The following is a 22343-nucleotide window of genomic DNA, read 5'->3' as shown; positions in this document are numbered from 1 at the left end:
CTCTCAGATGGCGGCTTCGACCCGCTTGGCGTGTGCGTCCGTGGTGTCGGGTCCACGGCCCAGCCACCGCAGCGCGTTACGGTGGCTGATGTCGCGCCACTGGTCATCAGGCAGCTTCATGTCGCGCAGAGTCTTCGCTCCAGGCTCTTCCCGCGGCATCGCGGGGAAGTCCGACCCCACCAGCAGCCGGTCGGCACCGAGCAGATCGATCAGGTACCGGATCGCCCGGTGGTCGAACACCATCGAGTCGTAGTAGAAGCGGCGCGCATACTCCAGCGGCGACGGCCCGTCATCGGGCATCACGGCACGCCGCGGGTCGCGGGGCCCCTCGTTCCACGAGCCGCCCCAGAAGTAGTTCGCGCGGGGAACCATGAGTGGGAAGCCCCCGGCGGCATGGCTGAACGAGATGCGCAGATCGGGGCAGGCGGCTGCCGTGCCACCGAGAATCAGGGATGCCGCCGCCAGTGCCCCCTCGATACCCACCACGTATGTTCCCATCGCGGCCGTCGGCAGCCGGTCCGTGGAAGCCGGCATAGCATGGACGAACACCGACAGCCCGAGACGTTCGGCCTCCTGGAAGAACGGCAGGAACCGATCGTCGCCGATCGAGCGCCCGAGAACGTTCGAGGCGATCTCGACACCGGCGAGCCCTCGCGCCCCGATCTCGGCGAGCTCGCCGGCCGCGGCATCCGGATCCTGCAGCGGCACCATCCCGAGCGCGAGGATACGGTCCGGCGCGTAGGCGGCGAGCTCGGCGGCCACATCGTTCACGTGCTGGGCGAGGGCGAGCCCGTCGCGTGCGGGCAGGTCGTAGCGCAGCAGCGGCGGCATAGGACTGACGACCTCGGCATCGATGTCGGAGGCGTCCTGCGCCTCGACGCGGCGCTCGGCAGCGAAGAAGACCTCCCTCGCCGGGAACCGCATCTTGCCGAACACGAGCAGGCGGTCGGCGGACCCCTCGATGGGTTCCATCTGCGGGAAGCACGCCGGCGCGTGATCGGGGTATTCGCCGGGCAGGAAATGGGCGTGGGCGTCGATGATCACGGGCTGTCTCCTGGATGTGTCAGACAAGGCCGGGGTGGACGGACACGTGGATCGCGGTCTTGTCGTCGGTGTCGCCGGCCAGCGTGTCGATCGCGAGTCCGACGTCGTCCAGCCCGAACGTGTGGGTGTGCAGCTTATCCAGGGGGAAGCGACCTGACTCGATCAGCGCGATCGCCTTCTCGTTCGCGGTGGAGTCCACCCCGAACGCGCCTTTGATCGTCAGAGCGCGGTTGATGATGACATCGGTCACCAGCGGGATCTCACGATGGCCCTTGAGCCCGGCGAGCACGACGCGGCCACCGTGGCGAGTGGCCAGGAGTGCATCGGTGACCGGCTGCGCGGCCATCGGGGTGACGTCGAGCGTGACGTCCACGCCTCGTCCGCCGGTGAGGTCCTGGACGGCCTGAACGACGTCGACGGCGTCGTCACCGTCGACGGTGAAGGTGTGGTCGGCGCCCAGCTCGCGGGCGATCGCGAGCTTGTGCGCGTCGCGCTGGAGTCCGGTCACGATGACGGTCTGCGCCCCCGCCGCCTTCGCGGCGATCACGGCGGCCAGACCCCGCTGCCCGGAGCCGAGCACCAGCAGACTGTCGCCCAGGCCCACTTCACCGAGATCGATCGCCCAGCGCACACCTGCGCCGAGCGGGTTGTACATCGCAGCGACGTCGACCGGCAGGGACTTGTCGATCTTGTGCACGATCGTGTTCGGAGACAGGTAGAGGTATTCGGCGAATCCGCCCCACAGGCTGGGCTCGACGTCGACACCGGTCACGCCGTGCCCATACTTGCGGAATGGGCAGGCCTGGTAGTTCCCCTTCAGGCAATCGCTGCAGGCTCGACAGGGCACGATCACCTCGAGGGCGACACGGTCGCCGACCTGCACCCCCCAGCGCGAGGCCGCGCGATCGCCGATCTCCTCGATGATGCCCATCGGCTCATGGCCGGGGATGAACGGGTCGCGGTTCATCCCGATGTGGCCGCGGTAGATCTCGACGTCGCTGCCGCAGATGCCGTTGGCCTCCACGCGCAACAGGCCGTCGTCGGCTCCGGTCACAGGTCGCGCGAACTCGCGCATCTCGATCGTCCGGGGCCCGGTCTGGACCGCGGCGCGCACCATCTGAGGCATCTCTGCTCGCCTTCGTATCGGGTGGTCAGCCGGCCACGGGCAGGCTGATGGGGACAGACATCACCGGGGATCCCGGTGGGAAGCGTGCGGGGCCAGGCCCCCGGCGCCGATCGGCACCGAGGTGCCGGACCAGTCGGCGAACAAGCGCACGACCATCGATATCCCCGCAGTCCGCGATCCGCCGACCGCCACGAGGATGCTCGATTCGGCGCCGTCGGCGATCGTGCGCTGGAATTCCTCCGGGCGGTCGGCGTTGCCGGGCTGGCGTACTCGCGTGTCCACGAGGTCCTTTCCGGCGGCGGCCAGAGCCGCGGTCGTCCGTCCGGACCGTTCGGCGAGCCACCGCTGCACGTCGGCGCGACTGAAGCCCGCGTCGGCCAGCAGATGCGCATGCTCCGGGCACAGGATGACGCCCACGCCGGCGTTCTGGAAGATCCAGGAGCCGGACCGTCCGATCGTGTCGGCGAAGTCCCCAAGCAGCTGTTCGGGGTCGGCGGTGTGGCGATTGTCGACATACTCGCACGTGCGCAGCAGGGTGGTCGTCACCGCGTCACCGGGCACGCCGAGGTCGGTCGCGAGCGGCGGCCACGGGCTGTCCTCCTCGTTCTCGCCGAAGCAGATCGACCATCGTCCGGGCACGCCCTGAGTGGCCTGCTCGAGTTCGTGCGGGATGACTCCGAACACGTTGCGCACGATAAGTCCGATCGTGCGCGCCACCGTCGCATTGGGTCGGAATCCGGGCCCGAAGATCCCGCCGGTGCTGTTGAACCCGAGCTGCTCGCGGATCGGTCCGTTGACGATGATGAGGGGCGCGGGCCCGCTCGTGGACTGCCAGCCGCCGCCCATCGCGGCGCGTTCGCGCATGAGAGCCGCCCATGCCGCCAGCACCACCGGGAAATACTCCGGCTTGCAGCCGGCCATCGCGGCATTGATGGCGGCGAGGTCGACGGTCACCGTCCGATCGACCTGCGGCATCCGCCCGATCACCTCGCCCGGCTCACGGCCGCCCGCGGCGAGGAACTCGTCCACGAGCGATCGCGTGGGCGGCACGAGCGGCAGCCCGTCGCTCCAGCCCTGCGCATAGCAGTACTCGATGGCGCGCTGAGCGGCATCCGGGTCGACGTCGGTCTGCACGGCGGTGCTCATGCGGCTTCTCCCGCCGTCAGCGCCTGCACGATCTCGGGAAGCAGCAGCCGCGCGCGCTCCTTGACCTGATCCGGCGTGAGGACGGCCATGGGATGCTGGGTGGTGATCCACTCGTAGTCCGGCGCCCCCTGCACCTTGGCCATCGTGCGGCCCGTCGTCAGGAAGGCATCGGTGAGCACGACCGCAGCAGGCAGACCCGCTCGCTCGAAGTTGATGCCGTCCGCCACCGCGGCTGCGCTACAGGACCCGCAGTCCCCGACTCCGGTGACCACGACGTCGCACGCACCCTGATAGCGTGCGACGATCTCGTCGTCGATCGGCACCGAGAAGCTCTTCTTCGTCTCGATGATCGACACTCCGGCCGCACCATACTCCGACACGAGCAGGTCGCCGACCTCGGTGAGAAACAGCAGCGCGTTGTGCTTGGTGTTGTCAAGCAGGCCGACACGGGCACCGGTCAGTCCTGACGGGCGCGGCGCATGAGCGCCCTGCACACCGGTATCGGCCACCGCGGCACGACCGGTCGGGTCAAGGATGGTGTGGGACATGGGAACTCCTCTTCTGGCGACCTGAGCCGGCGGCCGGTCAGGCCAGGGCCGGATCGTGGATGATCACGCCACGGATGTTGCGCCCGGCGACCAGATCGTCGTAGGCCTCGTTCACCTGATCCAGCGAGTACTTGCGCGTCACGAGCTCGTCGAGCTTGAGATCACCGGAGTCGTACAGGCGCAGCAGCCGCGGGATGTCGTACAGCGGATTGCAGTCGCCGAACAGGGCGCCCCGGATCTGCCGCTGATAGCCGATGAGCGCACCGGCGTGCACATGCACGGCCTTCTCGGTGAAGTGCCCGACAGCGGTGATCGTCACCTTGCCGCCCTTGCCGGTCATCAGGACCGCGGCATTGATCATCTCTTCGGTGACCGCATCGGGGGTCATGATCGCGTGATCGGCAAGCTGACCCTTCGTCATCGAGCGCACGTAGTCGTGTGCCTCCTGGGCGGTGGCGAAGGCTGCGGTGGCTCCGAAGATCTTGGCGTGCTCGCGCTTGAATTCGATGGGATCGACGACGATGACGTCCTTGGCGCCCGCATACCGCGCGCCCTGCACGGCATTGCTGCCGACGCCGCCGGCACCGAACACCACGACGGTGTCCCCGGCGCGCACACCCGCGGCATAGACCGCCGAGCCCCACCCGGTGGGCACACCGCAGCCGACCAGCGAGGCGATGGGGAACGGAATGTGGTCGGGAAGCGGCACGACCGCCCATTCCGACGCCACGAGGTACTCGGAGAAGGTACCCAATGAGCAGAATCCGCCGTAGTCCTCACCATCGCGATGGAAGCGATAGGTGCCGTCCAGGAACATGCCGGTGCCGGCGTTCAGTCCCTTCACGCACATATTCTGGTGCCCGGTCGAACACGGGCGGCACACGCCGCACGCCGGGATGTAGGAGAGCACCACGCGGTCGCCGGTCTTGACGCGGGTGACGTTCGGGCCTACCGACTCGACGATGCCAGCGCCCTCGTGCCCACCGACCACGGGCATCCGGACCCGGGCATCCCCTTCGGTGATGTGGTGATCTGAATGGCACAGCCCCGACGCGACCAGCCGGATGCGGACCTCATGCTCCTTGGGGTCGTCCAGCTGCAGCTCGGTGAGCTCCCACCCCTCGTGAGCCTGGTGCGCGACTGCCGCGCGTGTCGTTATGGTTGCCATCTCTGCCTCTCAGAACGTCCGGATCGCAGCGGGACGCATCGACACGGTCTTGACCTGGGTCCACTCGAGCACCGAGTCGGCACCCATCGTGCGGCCGAAGCCGCTGCTCTTGTAACCGCCGAAGGGCCCGCCGATGACACCGGCGCCCAGCGCGTTGTTCACTACCACCTGCCCGGCCTGCAGCGACCGGCTCATCCGGATGGCGACACCCACATCGCGGGTCCACACCGAGGCGACCAGGCCGTAGTCGGTGCCGTTGGCGACCTCGACCGCCTCCCGCTCGTCGTCGACGGCGATCACCGACAGCACGGGGCCGAAGATCTCCTCTCGCGCGATCGTCATGTCCGGGGAGACGGCGTCGAACAGCGTCGGCTCGACGAAGAAGCCGTTGCCGTAGTCATCGCCGGAGGGAACCCCGCCACCCGTGACCAGTTCGGCGCCGGCGTCCTTGCCCGCCTCGATGTAGCCGAGCACCCGGTGGTGCTGCTTCTCATTGATCAGCGGCCCCATGTTGACCGGCTGGTGCCAGGGCCCGACCGTGATCTTCTGCATCTGGGTGGCGAGCCGTTCGACGAGCTCGTCGTGGATGCTGCGCAGCACGACCACCCGCGACCCGGCGGCGCAGATCTGGCCGGTGTTCAACGTGATGCCCGACACCATGGCCGGCACGGCGGCATCCAGGTCCGCGTCGGGGAACACGACCTGCGGAGACTTCCCGCCCAGCTCCAGGTGCAGCGACGTCAGATTCTTCGCGCACGCCGCCATGACCAGCGATCCGGTGAACGGCGACCCGGTGAAGCCCATCCGTCGGATCCCCGGGTGCGCGGGCAGCGCGGCCCCGGCCTCGTGGCCCAGGCCCGTGACGACATTGATGACACCGGCGGGGATCCCGGCCTCGATCGACAGCTTCGCGAGCGCGAGCGGCGTCAGCGGTGCGTCCTCTGCCGGCTTCATCACGATCGTGTTGCCGGCCGCGATCGCGGCGCCCACCTCGGTGACGAACATCGGCCCCGGCGCGTTCCAGGGGATGATCGCCCCGACCACCCCATAGGGCTCGCGCAGCGTGAAGCCGAGCGTATCCGGCGAGTAGGTAGGCAGTGAGACGCCATGGACCTTGTCGGCCTGGCCGGCGATGAACCGCAGCTGGCCGGCCATCGGCGGCGGCCCCCAGTGCGGACGACCCACCTCCTGCGACTCGATCTGATCCAGTTCGCTCACGTGCAGGTCGATCAGATCGGCCCAGCGGAACAGCAGCGCCGCGCGCGCGGTCGCGTTCAGGTCGCGCCACGCCGGGAAGGCGCGCTCGGCCGCCTGCACCGCCGCATCGATGTCGGCCGCGTCGCCGCGCGGCACCGATGCGAGACGCTCGCGATTGGCCGGATTGATGACATCGATGGTGCGCCCCGTGGCCGAGGGCACCCACTGGCCGCCGATCAGCTGAACGCCATCGACGACCAGCGACTCGGGCAGAGTCGGAGCGGAACTTGTGAGGGTCATGATCGTGTCCTCCTGGGATCAGCTGTCGTGGTCGATGAGGACGACGCCGCGGATGTTCTTGCCGTCCAGCATGTCCTGGTAGCCCTGATTGACCTCGTCGAGCGAGTAGCGACGGGTGATGAGCTCGTCGACTTTGAGCTGGCCGCTCTGGTAGAGGCTGACCAGTCGCGGGATGTCCACAAGCGGGCTGCACCCGCCGTAGATGCCGCCCTGGATGCGGCGCTGGTACCCGATGAGCATGCCGGGATTCTCGTCGATCCAGCCGTTTCCGACCGCGGTGACGGTGACCTGCCCGGTCTTGCCGACGATGTTGATGGCGTCGTGGATGACCTTGTCGTGCAGGACGCCGACGGTGATGATCGCGTGATCGGCCAGCTCGCCCCGGGTCTCGTGGCGCACGAACTCGGCGGCGTCCTCAGCGTTGTCGAAGGTGTGCGTCGCGCCGAAGACCATCGCCATCTCGCGCTTGAACTCGACGGGATCCACGACCACGACGCGCTCGGCGCCGGCCATCGCCGCCCCCTGCACGGCATTGCTGCCCACGCCGCCGGCGCCGAAGATCACGACGGTCTGCCCCGGCCGGACACCGGCGAGATGCACCGCCGACCCCCATCCGGTGGGCACGCCGCATCCGATCACGGCGCCCACTTCGAACGGCAGATCCTGCGGGACCGGGACCACGGAGTGTTCCGAGACGACGCTGTACTGCGAGAAGGTCCCGAGCACGCACAGCCCGCCGAAGTCCACACCGTCCTGGTGGAAGCGGAACGTTCCATCGGGGAATTCACCGGTGCCGGCGTTCTTGCCCTCGTCGCAGAGATTCTGCCGACCCGTGGAGCAGTACCGGCACTTGCCGCACACCGGTATGAACGAGAACACGACGCGATCGCCGACCTTCACGCGGGTGACCCCGTCACCGACGGCATCCACGATCCCGCATCCCTCATGCCCGCCCACGACCGGCATGCGCATCGGCGCGTCACCCTTCTGAATGTGGTCATCCGAGTGGCACAGGCCCGCCGCGTGGATCTTGACGCGCACCTCGTTCGCGTGCGGCGCATCGAGTTCGAGCTCGGTGACCTCCCACGGCGTGCCGGGGGCTCGACACACCACTGCACGCGTCGTCATGCTCGTGCGTTCCTGCTTCTGACCGTTGTCCGCAACGGTGCGAGTGGCCATGCTCATGTGATCTCCCGGTGGACGGTGCGTCACCGGCGTCGTGGCGTCGGTGCCTGCTCTCTTCCTCTACCGTGTCCCGTGTCGCTCCAGGTGGCCAGAAGGCTTTCACCGCACGGAAGGAAAGCGGCAAACGGCCCCCTCCGCCGGTTGACTGACCACGTGAGCATCGAGGAGGTCCACATGATGGAGAGCGTCGACGGCAAGGTTGCCGTCATCACCGGCGGGTCCAGCGGGATCGGCCGTGGGATCGCGCTGGCCTGCGCGCACGCCGGCATGAAGGTCGTCGTCACCGGGCGCAGCCAGACCCATCTGGCCGACACGCAGGCCGTTTTCGCCGAACACGGACTGGACGTGCACGCGATGTCGGTGGATGTCACGGACCTGGCTGCGATGCATGCGGCGGCAGACGAGATCATGCAGCGGTTCGGCCGCATCGACGTGCTCGTCAACAACGCCGGCATCGGACTGACCGGACCGGTCGCCTCGGCCACCCCGAGCGACTGGGACTGGGTCATCGACGTCAACATCAAAGGCGTCGGCAACGGCATCCAGGCGTTCCTGCCGAAGATCCGAGCCCGCGGTGAGGGCGGCGCGGTCGTCAATACGGCGTCGATGGCAGGCCTCATGCCGATCGTCGCGGGCTTGTACTCGATGACGAAGGCGGCTGTCATCGCACTGTCCGAAGCCCTGCACATCGAGTTGCTCGGCGAGGGCATCTCGGTCTCGGCGTATTGCCCCGGCCCCACCCACAGCAACATCGCCGGTGCGGTGGCCAACCGTCCCGAACGGTACGGGACGTCCGGTTATCCGGTGCCGCCGAAGGAGTTCACTGAGGCCGCGAAGGACCGGCCGTACATGGATGCTGAGGAGGCCGGGGAGCGTGTCCTGGCGGGGATCCGCCGGGGCGACATGTTCATCCTGACCCACCCGGAGTTCAAGTCGGGCGTCGTCGAGCGGCACGCGACGATCGAAGCGGCGTTCCCCGACGAGCCGATCGACCGGGTCCGGGAGGCCGCGATCCCCTTCCTGCTCTCCTCGCCGGTGTACGACACCGACCACCGGCTGCCCTCTCCGCGCGCGGGCGCGCCGGTGGAGTGAGCCGGGTGCGGGATGCTCCGGCCGCCGTTGCGACCGGCACCCCGGATGAGATCACTCGAGCGTGTGCACGTCCACCGGGTAGTGCACATCGATCCGGTCCGCGCTCACGCCCAGCAGCGGCGACAGCATCTGCCGCATGAAATCCTTCGGGACCAGGCACTCGGCGCAGGCCTGTGGGCCGGCCTGGATGCGCGCGACGGCCGACTCGTCGCCGAGCTCCACCGACAGGTGGTAATCATCTGCCTCGAGCGCCCTGCGGAACTCGTCGAGACTGGTCTGGTCAATGCTCACGTTGTGCTCTCCTGGATCTTGATCCTCGGTCCCAGGTTAGGACGCTCGCAAGAATCAGGCCTTTCTGGATCCCATCAGGCGGAAGGTTGTGGGGTGCATGGCGGCGACCTCATCGACTGGCGCGGACGCCCTTCCACCAGGCGGAATGGGTCGACTGCGTCGGAATGCATGTGCGCAATCATGATGGCACCCCCGCTCTGGGAGACGACGACGTTCCGGAGGTAGGACGGCTATGACCGTGCACTCGATTCACTCCACCCAGTCTGCGCGCTCCTGCGCCCCAGACGACGGCAGTCAGAGGACCGCCGCCCAGCGTGTGCTCGCCGTTCTGGAGGCATTCGACGAAGAGCATCTCACCCTCACGCTGAGCGAGATCAGCCGGCGCGTGGGCCTGAGCCTGAGCACGGCGCACCGCCTGGTCGGAGAGCTGCGCCAGTGGGGTGCGCTCGAGCGCTCCGCCGAGGGCCGGTACGCGATCGGCATGCGGGTCCTGGAGCTGGGCTCGCTGGAGCCGCAGGGTCTGCGGCTGCGCGAGGTCGCCCTGCCGCATCTGGGGGACCTGCAGGCGGCCCTGAACGCGGGCGTGCACCTCGCGGTCCGGGACCGCTATGACACCGTGTACGTGGAATATCTGCGCGGCCGTGATGGGGCGAACGTGCTCAGTCGACTGGGCGGCCGGTGGCCGTTGCACGCCACGGGCACCGGCCAGGTGCTGCTCGCGAACGCGCCGCAGGCGTTCCAGGACGAGGTGCTGGCCATGCCGTTGCAGAAGTACACGCGCAAGACCGTCGTCGACCCTCGGGAACTGCGCCGCACGCTGGCGGAGGTGCGGCGGACCGGAGTCGCCATCGCGGACGAATCGATCACCCAGCACGCCGTCGCCGTGGCGGTCGCGATCCGCGGCCCCCGCGACCGGGTCGTCGCCGCGCTGAGCGTGACCCTGCACCGCGACGCGTGGACCCCCACGGCCGCGCTGCCGGCCCTCACCACGGCTGCGCGGGCGATCTCGCGTGCCCTGGGTGCTCCGTCGGCACGCCGCATGCCCGCCACTGCGGGCGTCGCGGTCGGCTGAGTCGCCGATCAGCGGAAGTACGCGATCGACCGGAACTCGAGGCTCTGGCGCGAGACGGCCGGTTGCGCCTGCGCATCCAGGAAGGTCGTGCGCATGACTCGCCATGGGCGTGAGTGGTCGCTGTCGTGCACGACGAAGAAGAGCACCTCGTCCGGCGTCATGTCGGGGTAGACCCACCAGCGATGCGTTGAGCGGAAGCGGAACCTGGTGTCCCGCGCCGACGCGGCGTCGACGTCCCCCGGATCGACCCATACGGTCTTTCCGGCGCGACCGGGCACGCCATCGGCATCGGGCACGCTGCGGTAGTCGCACAAGGCGAGCGGCCAGTCCTGGGGGGCCGGCGTGATCGGACGCCAGCACACCGTAGTCACGGCCCGGCGGAACCCCGCCTCGCTCGGGAACCGGACCGCGAACACCCTCCGGGCCTGTTCGAGTGCGTCCTCGGCAGTGAGCTCGACGTGCGCGACAGGCAGGTCATGTGCACCACCCTTCTCCATCTCGGCGGCGTCCTCCAGGCATGCGCCCAGCAGAGCGACGTGCGCGGCACCCAGCCGGGCCGCGACGAATTCCTCGACCTCACGGGTGTACACCCGGTCGATCTCGTCAGGGTCGGCGAAGTCACGGACGGCGCTGGGCCAGTGCACCAGTTCGAACCCGTTCTGCTCCACGCTGAACGGACGGTGCACGGCCCGCGCGTCGTACATCTGCAGCGCATACGCCGCATACGACCCGCCTTCACCGGAAGTGTCGGATTCCCGCCGCACGTCGCCGACGACGTCGTCGGACAGATAGTTGATCACCCCGGGGAGGGCCGGGACCGTGGTCGGCCGGTCTGTGCGCATCTCGCCCCTCACCATCGATGGTCTACGCGCCATGAGGAACGCGTACGAGCCGTAAGCGTACTGAGCATCCGGGAACGGGTGCGCGCCGGTTCCATGAGGCGGAAGTGGGCGCGGCTCACTCCTGGGCGATCAGCTCGGCGATGCGCTCGCCGATCATGACCGCGGTCAACGCCGTGCCCCGCGAGGGGACCATCGGCAGCAGGGACGCGTCTGCGATGCGCAGCCCACTCGTGCCGTACACGCGACCGTGGGCGTCGGCGACGGCATCCGCATCGGCCACATCGCCCATGCGCGCCGTGCCGCACGAATGCAGTGCGGTGCTCACATGCGCACTCGCCGGCTCCGTCGGGCCGCGGCCGTCGATCCAGTCGGGCAGGTCCGCCGCGGCCACGACATCGGCCATCTCTGACGCGCGCAGCACACGTGCCGCGACGCGGATGCCGTCGCGCAGCGCCTCCCGTTCACCGGCGTCCGACAGGTAGCCGTAGCGCACGACGGTGCCGCGGTCCAGACCGATGCTCCCGCGCGAGGACGGGTCGGCGAGAGTGACGCGCAGCTTGTGCGCGCCTCCGGCGCTGCGGTCGCCCGACTCGATCACGCTGGAGGGCAATGCGGCGAACAGCAGCTCGATCGCGTGCGACGCCACGGTCCCCGCCGGGGCGTTCCAGGCCGCGGTCCATGCCGCGGGCAGGTCGTCGACGGCGACATCCGGGCGCACCCGCCAGGGCACATCGACGGCGACGTGGTCGGACAGGTTGCGCCCCACGCCGCGTCGGGCGGACACCGGTTGCACCGACGAGTCACGCCGCCCGGAGTCCCCGATGCCCGATCGCAGCAGCAGCCGGGGCGTCTCGATCGCGCCGGCGGTCAGGATCACCTCGTCGGCCGGAACGAACTCCGCAGCCGTGCCGTGGTCGATCTCGACGCCGATCGCCGCGCCGCCTCGGAACCGCACCGTGTGCACGTGCACTCCGGCTCGGATCTCGACACCGGCCGTGCGCAGAAGCCCCCAGTAGGCGCGATCGACGCCCCACCGCTGCACCCCGAGCGCATTGCGGGGCAGCAACCCGGCTCCCGACGCACCGCCGGCGTTCTTGTCCGCCTCGATGATCGCCCCGGCCGCACCGGCCGCGGCGAGGAAGGCCTGGGTCAGCCGTTCCCGCGCGCCGCTCCGACGCACGGGCATCGGGCCTGCCCAACCGTGCACCGGACTGTCCGGGAAATCCAGGTCGGACTCCAGTCGGCGCAATGCCGGCAGGCAGGCGGCATACGACCACTCGTCGCCTGCGACCGCGGCCCAGGCCGCGAAGTCGTCCGGGTGCGGTCGTTGGAAGTAGGCGCCGTTGACGGCCATGCTGCCACCGAGCACCCGGCCGCGGGCGATGCGCCATGGCTTGCCCGGCCAGAGCTCGGCCCGGTACGTCCAGGTCAGCGGACCGTCCGGAAGTCCGCCGTGCACGGTCCAGGCTTCACCTCCTGCGCCGGGAGAGGCGGGTCCCGATTCCAGCAGGACGACGTCATGCCCCGCCTCGCCCAGGCGTGCTGCGAGCGGGATGCCCGAGCCGCCGGCACCGATGATGACGACGCGCGGCATGCTACAGCTCGACGCCCACCAGCACCGGTTCAGGCTGCAGCAGCAGGCCGAACTCGGAATGCACGCGCAGCCGGATGTAGCGGGCCAGCTCGGCCAGCTCGGCCGCCTGGGCTCCCCCGCGGTTGGTCAACGCGAGCGCGTGCTTGCCCGACAGGGCCGCGCGCGAGCGCGGCAGATGGAACCCCTTGCTGAACCCGGCGTGCTCGATCAGCCACGCCGAGCTCACCTTCACGCCGGGAGTCGGCCCGCCCAGCGCCGGCGCGACGCCGGCATATGCCTCCAGCGGAATCACCCGCACCGGGTCGGGGTCGGGTGCGATCGGCCACCGCGGACACTCGTCAGGCAGGGTACGGGCGAAGGATGCCGTGACCACGGCATTCTGGAAGAACGACCCGGCACTGTAGGTATCGGGGTCGGCGGCATCGAGCACCATGCCCTTGCGTGCCCGGATGGCCAGGATCTGCTCGCGAACCTGAGCCAGTGCGATGGCGTCCTCGGGCTCCAGCCCGAGCGCCGTGCGCAGCTGCTCGCCCGGAACGCGGTGCGGGGCATCCTGCCGGCGCAGCTCGAGGGTCAGTGACAGGATGACGGCGTGCCGGCGCGGCACCGACCCGTAATGGTGCTTGAGCACCGACGTGCGGAAGCCGAGACCGAGTCCTGCCGCCGGAACGGTGGACACCGTACCGGTCGCCTCGTCGATCAGCTCCACCTCGACGAGGGTCTGCACGATCTCCTGCCCATACGCGCCGACGTTCTGCACCGGCGCGGCGCCGGCGGTGCCGGGGATGCCCGACAGCGCCTCGATGCCGGCAAGGCCGTGACTCACGGCGAATGCAACCACCCGGTCCCAGCCGTGCCCGGCCTGGATGCGCAGCCGCTCGAACCCCTCGCGCAGCGCCGGCAGCCGCTCGATGCCCTCGGTCAGCACCCGCACGACCGACCCGTCGAACGGGTCGTCGCCGACGAACAGGTTCGACCCGCCGCCCAGCACGAACCAGTCGTCGCCGCCGGACCACACCTGCCCGAGCACGTCGATCAGCTCGGCACGCGTGCGCGCCTCGAACATGCGATCGGGGGCGGCACCGGTGCGCAGCGTGGTCAGCCGCGACAGTGGCACGGGTGGCACTTCGGTCATGTCAGTCGAGCCGCACGCGCACCTGGGCCTTGCCCAGGACGGTGGTGTCAGCGTGCGTGACGGTCAGGTCGATGCGGGCGGCGCCGTCGTCGACGACGCCCACCTTCGCGACGACGGTGACGTCCGCACCGGTCTCGGCGTCGACGACGACCGGGCGGGTGAACCGCACGCCGTATTCGAGGATGCGCCCGGCGTCGCCGAGCCACTGCACGACGACCGAGGATGCCAGTCCCATCGTCAGCATGCCGTGCGCGAGCACGCCGGGCAGGCCCACCCGGGCGGCGACGTCGTCACGGTAGTGGATCGGGTTGAAATCGCCGGACGCCCCGGCATAGCGCACGAGCGACTCGCGGGTCAGGTGCACGGTGCGCTCGGCGACCACGTCGCCGACGGACACGGCTGGGCCCACGCGCCCGGAGGCTCCGGGCGACGCGCCAGCGGCGTCTGGAGTGGGCGCGGGGATCATTCGTCTCCCCCGATCAGCAGCACGGACGTCGCGGTGACGACATGCGCACCGCCGGCATCCGAGATCTCAGCCGTGCTGGTGACCATCGCGCCTTTGCCGACCGCGCGCACCCCGGTGATCGACAGCCGCGCGACGAGCTCGTCGCCGGCGACGATCGGGCGGGTGTAGGAGAAGCGCTGCTCGGCGTGGATGGTGCGCTCCAGCGCGATGCCCGAGTCGGGCTCGGCCAGCAGCTGCTGCAGGGTGAGGTCCTGGATGACCATCGCGAAGGTCGGCGGTGCGACCACGTCGGCATAGCCGAGGGCAAGCGCGGCGCCGACATCGGTGTGCTGCGGTGCGGTGGCCAGCACGGCCCGGGCGAACTCGCGCACCTTCTCGCGGCCGACCAGATACGGCGCGGTCGGCGGGAAGGCGCGACCGACGAGCTCGGGGTTCACTGGCACCCGGCAAGTCTATCCGGGCAGGCCCGCACAGGCCCCGTCGTGTCCCCGAGCTCGGAGCGGTCAGTCTTCGACGACGAGTGCCGCGCGGCGCTGGATCTCCTCCACAACCGTCGGGTCGGCCAGCGTCGTGGTGTCACCGAGCGTCTTGTTCTCGGCGACGTCCTTCAGCAGTCGCCGCATGATCTTGCCCGAGCGGGTCTTGGGCAATTCGGGCGTGAACACGATGTGCGCCGGCTTGGCGATCGGGCCGATGACCTTCGCAACATGGTCGCGCAGCTCTTTCGCCTTCGCGGCATCCCCGTCGACCCCGCCCTTGAGCGTGACGTACGCGACGACGGCGCGCCCCGTGATCGGGTCGGGCTTGCTGGTGACCGCCGCTTCGGCCACCTCCTGATGGTCGACGAGCGCGCTCTCGATCTCGATGGTGGACAGCCGGTGACCCGACACGTTCATCACATCGTCGATGCGCCCCATCAGCCAGAAGTCGCCGTCGGCATCCACCCGGGCCCCGTCGCCGGACAGGTACCGCCCCGGGAACTTGCTCCAGTACACGTCCTGGTAGCGCTGGTCGTCGCCATAGAGGCTGCGCAGCATCGACGGCCACGGGCTCGTGATGGTGAGGTATCCCGCGCCTGCTCCGGGCGGGATCACCTGGCCCTGCTCATCGACGACCTCGGCGACGATCCCCGGGAACGGCCGCAGAGCCGCGCCCGGCTTGAGCTCGGAGACGCCCGGCAGCGGCGTGATCAGGATCATTCCGTTCTCGGTCTGCCACCACGTGTCCACCACCGGCGTCTTGCCGCCGCCGATGTTGTCGCGATACCAGATCCACGCCTCGGGGTTGATGGGCTCGCCGACCGACCCGAGGATCTTCAACGAGCTCAGGTCATGGCGCTGCGCGTACTCCGGCCCCCACTTCATGTGGGTGCGCACCGTGGTGGGCGCGGTGTACAGCACCGTCGCCTGGTACCGCTCGATGATGTCCCACCAGCGATCTTTGTCGGGGAAGTCCGGTGTGCCCTCGTACATGATGGATGTCGTCGCGTTCACCAGCGGCCCGAACACGATGTAGCTGTGCCCCGTGATCCAGCCGATGTCGGCCGCGCACCAGTACACGGTCTCGGGTTTGATGTCGAACACGTAGTAGTGCGTGGTCGAGGTGCCCAGCAGGTACCCGGCGGTCGTGTGCATGACGCCCTTGGGCTTGCCCGTGGTGCCGGAGGAGTACATCACGAAGAGCAGGTCTTCGCTGTCCATCGGTGCGCACGGGCAGGATGCGGCATCCTCACTCTTTCCGTCGACCATGTCGTGCCACCAGATGTCGCGGCCGTCGTGCCAGACCACGTCGTTGCCGGTGCGCTTGACGACGATGTTCGTCACCACCGATGGGCAACTCTCGATCGCGGTGTCGGTGTTGCCCTTCAGATCGAACACCTTGCCGCGCCGCCACGACCCGTCCTGGGTGACCACGTGCGTGCACTGCATGTCGTTGATGCGGCCGGCCAGCGAGTCCGGGCTGAAGCCGCCGAACACGACGGTGAACGCGGCGCCGATGCGCGCCAGGGCGAGCATCGTGACCGGCAGTTCCGGGATCATGCCCATGTACACGGCCACGTGCGATCCGCGCTCGATGCCGACGCTCTTGAAGCCGTTGGCGGCGCGGACGACCTCGCGCTGCAGGTCCGCATAGGTGATGCGGCGCTTGTCATCGGCGGGCTCCCCCTCCCAGAAGTACGCGACCTTGTCGCCGAGCCCGTTCTCCACGTGCCGGTCGACGCAGTTGTAGCAGGCATTGATCTTGCCGCCGGTGAACCACTTCCAGTGCGGCGCCTCGCCTTCGCGCAGGGTCGTGTACGGGGTGAACCAGCTCAGTCTGCTGTTCGCCTCGGTGGCCCAGAACTCGTCGGGGTCCCGGTCGTAGATGTCGGCCTTGGCGTTCGCGTTCGCTGCGAGGTCGGCGGGCGGCGCGAAGGTGCGCGCCTCGTGCAGCAGGTTGGCGATGTTGGTGTCTTCGGTGTCTGCCATGACTGTTCCTTGTCTCCTTCGTCTCGGTGCGGTCAACGGGCCGTCGGCGCCAGCGGCTTGACGGGTAGCACGGTGCGCTTGAACGTGAAGTTCGTCACGGTGGCGAACGAGCCGTACCACGCGAAGATGGCGGTGAGCACGCCCAGGTAGCCGCCCAGGATGCCCAGCCACGACGCCCCGGCGAGGTCTCCGATGGCCAGCGCGAAATACGTCAGCGTCAGCGCGATGAACACCAGGAAGACCACGAGATTCGTCTTGCTGGCGGCGACCGTCATGTACAACGTGAAGATGCCCCACGCAATGAGGTAGATGCCGACGGCCTTGCCCTCGACGTCCGCGGGCAGCTTCGTCGCGGTGAGCAGATACCAGAACGACAGCCAGAACGCGCCATATGAGCTGAACGCGACCGCCCCGAAGGTGTTGTGGTTCGCGAATTCCCACATGCCGGCGGCCAGCTGGGCGATGCCGCCGTAGAACAGCGCCAGCCCGAGCACGACGCCGGATCCGGCGGCGGCGAACCAGCCCGCGTTGTAACAGCTCAGCACAAACGTGGTCATTGCGAAGCCCGCCAGTCCGAGGCCGGCGGGGTCCCCGAAGGGGATCGATGCGGCGGGGGCGGTGGGAGGTACCTGCGATCGTTGCAGTGGTACTGACATCCTGTCATCTCCTAGTCGAACCGGCTGCGTCGCCGGCTCTGCGGGTTCATGCTACGCCGTGCAGGCCGGCTCGATAAGGGGCCTTCCAGACAGCGCCCCGGGCGCCGGCGGCGGCCTCATCCCCACGTTGCCGAACCCATCCATCGTCGAGCCCATCCCCTGTTGCCGAGCCCACAGACTGTAGCGTGTGGGGTCGGCAGTGGAGGGTGGGTTCGGCGGAGAGCGGCGCTCACTGCCCGCGGGCGGCGCGTCCGCCGCCCCACGCCTTGACCGCCATCTGCGCGGCGATGAAGACGACGAACACGGCGAACAGGATGTTGCCGGCCACCGGGTCGATCAGCTCTGAGATCGTCGCGCCCAGAGCCGTGGTGGCACAGGCCGAGACGCCGATGAGCACGGCGGCGAGGATGTCGACGTTGCCGCGCCGCAGATTGCCGGCGGTGCCCGACAGCGCGGTGGGGATCATCATCATCAGCGACGTGCCCTTGGCGATCAGGTCGCTGGCGCCGAAGCCGAGCATCAGCGCCGGCACGATGATCACGCCGCCGCCCACGCCGAGCAGGCCGGAGAGGGTGCCGGTGACCAGGCCGGTCACGATCAGCCCGAGCGTGGACAGCAGCGTCAGCTCGAGCTGCGCGTCACGGGACGGGATGATGAAGAACAGCCCCACGATCACGACCACCAGGAATGCGACGAAGATCCAGCGCAGCACCGTGACCGACATGCGCGCCAGCAGCGACGTGCCGATCTGGGCGCCCACCACGGCCGCGGCGGCCAGGATCAGCGCCGGAATCCACGCGACTGCGCCGTGCACGGCATACGAGATCACTCCGACCGTGGCGATCGGCACGATGGCGGCCAGCGACGTGCCGGCGGCCAGTCGATGCTCGAACCGCGCGAAGATCGTCAGCAGCGGCACGATCACGGTGCCCCCGCCGACACCGAACAGGCCCGACATGAGGCCGGCGGTCAGCCCGATGGCGATCAACAGCAGAATGGACTTCGCGCCGCGCCCTCGAATGCCCATCGATCGACAAGCCTAGCGCTGCGGCACGGTGCAGGTGACCTGGTCGGCGGTGGTGCCGGTGATCGAGCCGGGCAGCGCGACGGCGTCAGACGGTGAGCTGGACGGCCCGGGCGTCGCGGTGCCGGTGGGGCCCGGGGTCGGTGCGACGACGTCGCCCTCGACCTTCATGCCGTCGGCCGGACTGGCCTTGCCGGTGAGGGTGAGCGCCTTGTTCTCCTTCAGCGCCGTGAACAGCACGTCGGCGGCACTGGTCATCGGCAGCACCCGGTTGTTGTTGGCGGCGTCATAGTACGACGGGTACTGCACGAACACGATGTCCTTGTAGGGCACCGACTTCATCGCGAGCGCGATCTGCACCATGCGCGTCGGGTTGGCGAGGTTCTTATCGAGCACGAGCTGCTTCTCGGCGACCTGCTGGACGGCGGTCGTGGCCAGGCTGAACAGCTTGGTGGGGTCGCCCAGCACGCCGCCGGACTGCAGCTTGCGCACCAGCGACGACATGAACTGCTGCTGGTTCGAGATGCGGTTCAGGTCGGAGCCGTCGCCGATGCCATGCCGGATGCGCAGGAATTGCAGCGCCTGCGCACCCACCAGGGTGTGCTCACCGGCGGTCAGATGCAGACCGGTGTTGCGGTCGTTGATATCGCCGGTCACGCAGACGTTGACGCCGCCGATCGCGTCGGACATGTGGATGACGCCGGTCCAGCGGATCGCTGCGGCGAACTGGATGTCCACGCCCGTCAGCTGCTGCACGGTCAGGGCCGTGCACGCCAGCCCGCCGTAGCTGTACGACACGTTCATCATCTGCGCGCTCATCGCCGAGTACCGACCGCCGTCCGGCGACGGGCACGAGGGGATCGGCACGATCATGTCGCGCGGGAACGAAACCACGGTCACCCGGCGCGGATGGTCGCCGATGTGCACCAGCATCGTGACGTCGTTGCGCTCGCCGCCGTCGTCGTGCTTGCAGCGCGGGAACAGCTTCAGATCCTGGCCCTGGCACGAGTCCGTGCCCACCAGCAGTAGGTTCACCCCGCCCTCGATCTCGCCGATGGACGGCGGCAGCGACTTGGAGTGCTCGAGCGTGACGGCCTGATCGCTGATCGTGGTGGTGGTGTTCCACACCGCGAACGCCGCGGTGCCGGCAAGACCCAGCACCACCACCGCCAGGACCACTCCGACGATCGTGGCGATCTGCGCGAGCGGGTGCGGCGAACGAAGGCGCCCGTGCTGCGCCAGCGGCGCGCGGGTCGGCTTCGCGCTCATTCGTGGTCCTCTCGGGCCTGGGGGAAAACTGCTCCCGAATTCTACGTGACCCGCCTTCGCGCGGCGTCAGGATGCTCCCAGGATCGGCCTGGGACCGGCTGCGCTCACACGACGTAGCGCACCGTGCGGCGGGCGATCAGATAGACCGGCGCCGACCCGAGGATCAGCAGCGCCAGCGCATACGGGGCGGCCGCAGTGAAGTCTAGGGACTCGCCGCCGGTCGTGCCCCACAGCCCGGTGGCCAGGGTCTGCACATTGAACGGCAGCAGCATCAGCGTGGTGGTGAGCTCTTTGCTGGCATCCAGCCCCACCAGCAGCGCGCCGGTGGCGATCCCCGGCAGCGCGATCGGCAGCGACACCCGCCACAGCCGCTGCCACGCGCGCTGGCCGAGCGAGGCGGCGGCCTCTTCGTACCGCACGAATGCCGCCTGCAACCCCACCGCCTGGTTCGAGATCGCCAGGGGCAGGAACATGATGACGTACGCCACGATCAGCAGCATCGGGGTCTTGTACAGCCCGGGCACCAGCCGGGTTGCCAGAAAGACCAGCGCCAGGGCGAGCACGGCGTTGGGGATCGAGTGCGCCAGCCACACCGACCGCTCGGTCAGATGCGAGGCCGGGGACGGCCGGCGGCCCACCCACCACACCACCGGCAGTGCCGCGACGGTGGCGACCAGGCCGGCCGCGACGCCGTAGCCGAGGGTGACGGCGGCGGCCGAGCCGACCTGCGACCAGGCCTGCCCGGTGGCACGGTGCGGCGATGCCAGCCCCCGTGCCGTCATGAAGACGGTCGGTCCGATCGCCGCCAGCGGAATCAGCAGCGCCGCGATCAGGACCGGCCCCCGCGCCCACGCCAGCTGCGCGCGCCGTGCCGGGCGCACGGCCTGCGAGCCGATGCTGAGCTGGTCGGTGCGGCCCGAGACGGCACGGCCGCCCAGCAGCAGCAGCAGCGCGAGCCCGGCCAGCAGCAGCGAGATCGATCGCGCCGACGCATAGTCGCCGTAGTCGAGCATCTCGGCCATGATCGTCGTGGTCAGGGTGCGCTGTCCCAGCTGCACCATCGCGCCGTATTCGCTGAGCACGTGCAGCGCCACGATCAGCAGACTGCCCGAGATCGCGATGCGCAGCTGTGGCAGAGTGACCCGCCAGAACACGCTCCACCGCCCCGACCCGAGGCTGCGGGCGACCTCTTCCTGTGCCGGGTCGGCGTTGCGCACCGCGATGACGCACGCCAGGAACACATACGGGTACAGCGTGAGGGCCAGCACCGCCGTGGCACCGCCGAACGAGGTCACGATGTTCAGCCGCGGCGCGAACACGAGGTTCATCGAATACGCGGCATAGGCGCTGACGAAGCCGGGAACCGCCAGCGGCGCGGCCAGCAGCACGGTCAGCACGCGGCGCAGCGGCACCGTCGTGCGCACCACCACCAGCGCCGTGACCAGGCCCGTCACCAGGCAGGCCGCCGCCACCGAGACGGTGAGGCCGATCGTGCGCCAGATGTCGGGAACGGTCGTGGGGTAGCTGAACAGCTGGGTGATGTCGGTGGCCGAGAAGCCGGCCAGGAACAGATAGGCCAGCGGCAGCAGCGACAGCACGCCGACGGCCACCGCGATGACCGCGATGGCCGTGCGGCCGCCGACCGCGCTGCGCATCAGCTGGACATGCCGAGGCTCTTCAGCAGATCCTGCGCCTGCGTCTGGTCGGCATAGATGCTCATGTCGTATTTCGGCGACTGCACATCGGTGATGCTGCCCACGATGCTGCTGGACGTGCCGACCCCGACCGGGTACTGCCCCTCGGACACGTCGATGCCGCCGTCGGCGATGATCTTCTGCCCGCCGTCGGGGTCGGTCAGCCATGAGATGAACCCCGCTGCGGCGGCCTGATGCTTGCTGTTCTTCAGGATTCCGGCGCCGGAGGAGAGCACCAGGTTGCCGGCGTCGACCTCGGGGAAGTGATAGATCTTGCTGGTCATGTGGTCGGGTCCGCCCACTTCGCCGGCCTTGACCCACCAGTAGTAGTGGTTGGACAGCCCCATGGCGTGCTTGCCGGCCTCGACGGTGTCGCGCACATTGCCGTTCTTGTGCTCGTTGACGCCGTTGGCCTTGACTGCCTCGAGGAACGTGCGGGTCTTGTCCACGCCGATCGTCGAGATCAGATACTGCGTGGTCGCCACGAACGCCCCCGATGGCGCCCACGCGAACTTGCCTTTGTACTGCGGCGCGACGATGTCCAGCAGCGTCTTGGGCAGATCCGCCTCGGCGATCAGGGTCGGGTTGTAGTAGAGCACCCGGGCCCGCGCAGCGTAGGCGACCCAGAGGTCCTGCGGCGAACTGAGCCCCGGCTGCACGTGCGCCATCGTGGCGGCGTCCAGCGGCGTCAGCAGCCCGGCGGCACCCAGCTGCGCGGCGGGGGCGGGGTCCTCCGAGAGGAAGACGTCGGCGGGCGACGCGGCGCCCTCGGCCTGGATCTGCCCGACCGTGGCATCCTGCTGGATGTCGAAGCCGACACCGGTCTTCTTCGTGTATGCGGCCGTCAGCGCCTTCACGAGCGCGGGATGCTGGTCGGTGTAGACCGTCAGAGTGCCCGGATCGCTGCCGGACGGGCCGGGGGCCGGCGATGCCGAGCAGCCGGCCAGCAGCGCGACGGCGGCCGCGGCGGTGATGGCGATCGAGGTGCGCAGGATGGTGCGGTGTCGCATGAAGTTCCCTTCTCGG

21 protein-coding genes are annotated in these 22343 nt (G+C 69.2%); 2 read left to right on the top strand and 19 right to left on the bottom strand.

Going from position 1 to position 22343, the window contains the following annotated elements; translation table 11 throughout:
- Positions 1-3 precede the first annotated feature (3 nt).
- Genes ABD705_RS09065 through ABD705_RS09035 form a run of 7 tightly spaced genes read right to left on the bottom strand, consistent with a single transcriptional unit; the run spans position 4 to position 7714 of the window.
- Positions 4-1044, bottom strand: coding sequence for an amidohydrolase family protein (locus ABD705_RS09065; RefSeq protein ID WP_344782739.1), 1041 nt, complete (start codon positions 1042-1044; stop codon positions 4-6).
- Positions 1045-1063: 19 nt separating this feature from the next.
- Positions 1064-2170: a zinc-dependent alcohol dehydrogenase gene (locus tag ABD705_RS09060; protein WP_344782737.1), complete on the bottom strand. Its 1107-nt coding sequence runs from the start codon at positions 2168-2170 to the stop codon at positions 1064-1066.
- Between the two features lie 60 nt (positions 2171-2230).
- Positions 2231-3316 carry a hypothetical protein gene (locus ABD705_RS09055; RefSeq protein ID WP_344782735.1) on the bottom strand — a complete coding sequence of 362 codons (1086 nt, stop codon included), beginning with the start codon at positions 3314-3316 and terminating at the stop codon, positions 2231-2233.
- Complete coding sequence (locus ABD705_RS09050; protein WP_344782733.1) at positions 3313-3864, bottom strand: UGSC family (seleno)protein; 552 nt, start codon at positions 3862-3864, stop codon at positions 3313-3315. Before ABD705_RS09050 ends, ABD705_RS09055 begins: the two co-directional genes overlap by 4 nt.
- A gap of 37 nt (positions 3865-3901) precedes the next feature.
- Entirely contained in the window at positions 3902-5032 is a 1131-nt protein-coding gene (locus ABD705_RS09045) for an NDMA-dependent alcohol dehydrogenase (RefSeq protein WP_344782731.1), read from the bottom strand.
- 9 nt (positions 5033-5041) lie between these two features.
- Positions 5042-6529: an aldehyde dehydrogenase family protein gene (locus ABD705_RS09040; RefSeq protein WP_344782729.1), complete on the bottom strand. Its 1488-nt coding sequence runs from the start codon at positions 6527-6529 to the stop codon at positions 5042-5044.
- Positions 6530-6547: 18 nt separating this feature from the next.
- Complete coding sequence (locus tag ABD705_RS09035) at positions 6548-7714, bottom strand: NDMA-dependent alcohol dehydrogenase (RefSeq protein WP_344782727.1); 1167 nt, start codon at positions 7712-7714, stop codon at positions 6548-6550.
- 153 nt (positions 7715-7867) lie between these two features.
- Between ABD705_RS09035 and ABD705_RS09030 the strand changes: the two genes are divergently transcribed.
- A complete protein-coding gene (locus tag ABD705_RS09030; RefSeq protein ID WP_344782725.1) occupies positions 7868-8806 on the top strand; it encodes an SDR family NAD(P)-dependent oxidoreductase in 939 nt (312 codons plus the stop codon).
- A gap of 51 nt (positions 8807-8857) precedes the next feature.
- On the opposite strand, the gene ABD705_RS09025 is transcribed toward ABD705_RS09030, so the two are convergent.
- The gene (locus tag ABD705_RS09025) at positions 8858-9097 is read right to left on the bottom strand and encodes a hypothetical protein (protein WP_344782723.1); all 240 of its coding nucleotides are present in this window, start codon (positions 9095-9097) and stop codon (positions 8858-8860) included.
- A 232-nt stretch (positions 9098-9329) separates the two neighbouring features.
- Here ABD705_RS09025 and ABD705_RS09020 point away from each other — a divergent pair, with 232 nt between their 5' ends.
- The gene (locus ABD705_RS09020) at positions 9330-10169 is read left to right on the top strand and encodes an IclR family transcriptional regulator (RefSeq protein ID WP_344782722.1); all 840 of its coding nucleotides are present in this window, start codon (positions 9330-9332) and stop codon (positions 10167-10169) included.
- A gap of 8 nt (positions 10170-10177) precedes the next feature.
- On the opposite strand, the gene ABD705_RS09015 is transcribed toward ABD705_RS09020, so the two are convergent.
- From ABD705_RS09015 to ABD705_RS08965, 11 genes are all read right to left on the bottom strand, one after another.
- Positions 10178-11011: a CmcJ/NvfI family oxidoreductase gene (locus ABD705_RS09015; protein ID WP_344782721.1), complete on the bottom strand. Its 834-nt coding sequence runs from the start codon at positions 11009-11011 to the stop codon at positions 10178-10180.
- A 115-nt stretch (positions 11012-11126) separates the two neighbouring features.
- Positions 11127-12605, bottom strand: coding sequence for a GMC family oxidoreductase (locus ABD705_RS09010; protein WP_344782719.1), 1479 nt, complete (start codon positions 12603-12605; stop codon positions 11127-11129).
- A 1-nt stretch (position 12606) separates the two neighbouring features.
- On the bottom strand, positions 12607-13740 hold the full coding sequence (locus ABD705_RS09005) for a UDP-N-acetylmuramate dehydrogenase (RefSeq protein ID WP_344782717.1): 1134 nt from the start codon (positions 13738-13740) through the stop codon (positions 12607-12609).
- 1 nt (position 13741) lies between these two features.
- Complete coding sequence (locus ABD705_RS09000) at positions 13742-14149, bottom strand: MaoC/PaaZ C-terminal domain-containing protein (protein ID WP_344782715.1); 408 nt, start codon at positions 14147-14149, stop codon at positions 13742-13744.
- A gap of 53 nt (positions 14150-14202) precedes the next feature.
- A complete protein-coding gene (locus ABD705_RS08995; protein ID WP_344782713.1) occupies positions 14203-14649 on the bottom strand; it encodes an FAS1-like dehydratase domain-containing protein in 447 nt (148 codons plus the stop codon).
- A gap of 60 nt (positions 14650-14709) precedes the next feature.
- On the bottom strand, positions 14710-16674 hold the full coding sequence (acs, locus tag ABD705_RS08990) for an acetate--CoA ligase (protein WP_344782711.1): 1965 nt from the start codon (positions 16672-16674) through the stop codon (positions 14710-14712).
- A gap of 32 nt (positions 16675-16706) precedes the next feature.
- Positions 16707-17330 (bottom strand): acetate uptake transporter, encoded by a 624-nt coding sequence (locus tag ABD705_RS08985; protein ID WP_344782709.1) that lies wholly within the window; start codon positions 17328-17330, stop codon positions 16707-16709.
- Between the two features lie 229 nt (positions 17331-17559).
- Complete coding sequence (locus ABD705_RS08980; protein ID WP_344782707.1) at positions 17560-18357, bottom strand: sulfite exporter TauE/SafE family protein; 798 nt, start codon at positions 18355-18357, stop codon at positions 17560-17562.
- A 12-nt stretch (positions 18358-18369) separates the two neighbouring features.
- Positions 18370-19623 carry an LCP family protein gene (locus tag ABD705_RS08975; protein WP_344782705.1) on the bottom strand — a complete coding sequence of 418 codons (1254 nt, stop codon included), beginning with the start codon at positions 19621-19623 and terminating at the stop codon, positions 18370-18372.
- Between the two features lie 104 nt (positions 19624-19727).
- Positions 19728-21278 (bottom strand): ABC transporter permease, encoded by a 1551-nt coding sequence (locus tag ABD705_RS08970; protein ID WP_344782703.1) that lies wholly within the window; start codon positions 21276-21278, stop codon positions 19728-19730.
- Positions 21278-22327 carry an extracellular solute-binding protein gene (locus ABD705_RS08965; protein ID WP_344782701.1) on the bottom strand — a complete coding sequence of 350 codons (1050 nt, stop codon included), beginning with the start codon at positions 22325-22327 and terminating at the stop codon, positions 21278-21280. Before ABD705_RS08965 ends, ABD705_RS08970 begins: the two co-directional genes overlap by 1 nt.
- Positions 22328-22343 lie beyond the last annotated feature (16 nt).

Origin of the sequence: Microbacterium kribbense, assembly GCF_039537285.1 — a bacterium.
In the GTDB taxonomy this organism is placed as follows: domain Bacteria; phylum Actinomycetota; class Actinomycetes; order Actinomycetales; family Microbacteriaceae; genus Microbacterium; species Microbacterium kribbense.
This window is presented reverse-complemented; position numbering and strand designations above follow the sequence as displayed.

What these genes read in the sequence shown, in the direction of transcription:
- ABD705_RS09020 (WP_344782722.1), top strand. Translation starts at nt 9,330, where the DNA reads ATGACCGTGCACTCGATTCACTCCACCCAGTCTGCGCGCTCCTGCGCC.
- ABD705_RS09040 (WP_344782729.1), bottom strand. Translation starts at nt 6,529, where the DNA reads ATGACCCTCACAAGTTCCGCTCCGACTCTGCCCGAGTCGCTGGTCGTC.
- ABD705_RS09010 (WP_344782719.1), bottom strand. Translation starts at nt 12,605, where the DNA reads ATGCCGCGCGTCGTCATCATCGGTGCCGGCGGCTCGGGCATCCCGCTC.
- ABD705_RS08975 (WP_344782705.1), bottom strand. Translation starts at nt 19,623, where the DNA reads ATGAGCGCGAAGCCGACCCGCGCGCCGCTGGCGCAGCACGGGCGCCTT.
- ABD705_RS08985 (WP_344782709.1), bottom strand. Translation starts at nt 17,330, where the DNA reads ATGTCAGTACCACTGCAACGATCGCAGGTACCTCCCACCGCCCCCGCC.
- ABD705_RS09035 (WP_344782727.1), bottom strand. Translation starts at nt 7,714, where the DNA reads ATGAGCATGGCCACTCGCACCGTTGCGGACAACGGTCAGAAGCAGGAA.
- ABD705_RS09060 (WP_344782737.1), bottom strand. Translation starts at nt 2,170, where the DNA reads ATGCCTCAGATGGTGCGCGCCGCGGTCCAGACCGGGCCCCGGACGATC.
- ABD705_RS09055 (WP_344782735.1), bottom strand. Translation starts at nt 3,316, where the DNA reads ATGAGCACCGCCGTGCAGACCGACGTCGACCCGGATGCCGCTCAGCGC.
- ABD705_RS09015 (WP_344782721.1), bottom strand. Translation starts at nt 11,011, where the DNA reads ATGCGCACAGACCGGCCGACCACGGTCCCGGCCCTCCCCGGGGTGATC.
- ABD705_RS09005 (WP_344782717.1), bottom strand. Translation starts at nt 13,740, where the DNA reads ATGACCGAAGTGCCACCCGTGCCACTGTCGCGGCTGACCACGCTGCGC.
- ABD705_RS08965 (WP_344782701.1), bottom strand. Translation starts at nt 22,327, where the DNA reads ATGCGACACCGCACCATCCTGCGCACCTCGATCGCCATCACCGCCGCG.
- ABD705_RS09050 (WP_344782733.1), bottom strand. Translation starts at nt 3,864, where the DNA reads ATGTCCCACACCATCCTTGACCCGACCGGTCGTGCCGCGGTGGCCGAT.
- acs (WP_344782711.1), bottom strand. Translation starts at nt 16,674, where the DNA reads ATGGCAGACACCGAAGACACCAACATCGCCAACCTGCTGCACGAGGCG.
- ABD705_RS09045 (WP_344782731.1), bottom strand. Translation starts at nt 5,032, where the DNA reads ATGGCAACCATAACGACACGCGCGGCAGTCGCGCACCAGGCTCACGAG.
- ABD705_RS08980 (WP_344782707.1), bottom strand. Translation starts at nt 18,357, where the DNA reads ATGGGCATTCGAGGGCGCGGCGCGAAGTCCATTCTGCTGTTGATCGCC.
- ABD705_RS08970 (WP_344782703.1), bottom strand. Translation starts at nt 21,278, where the DNA reads ATGCGCAGCGCGGTCGGCGGCCGCACGGCCATCGCGGTCATCGCGGTG.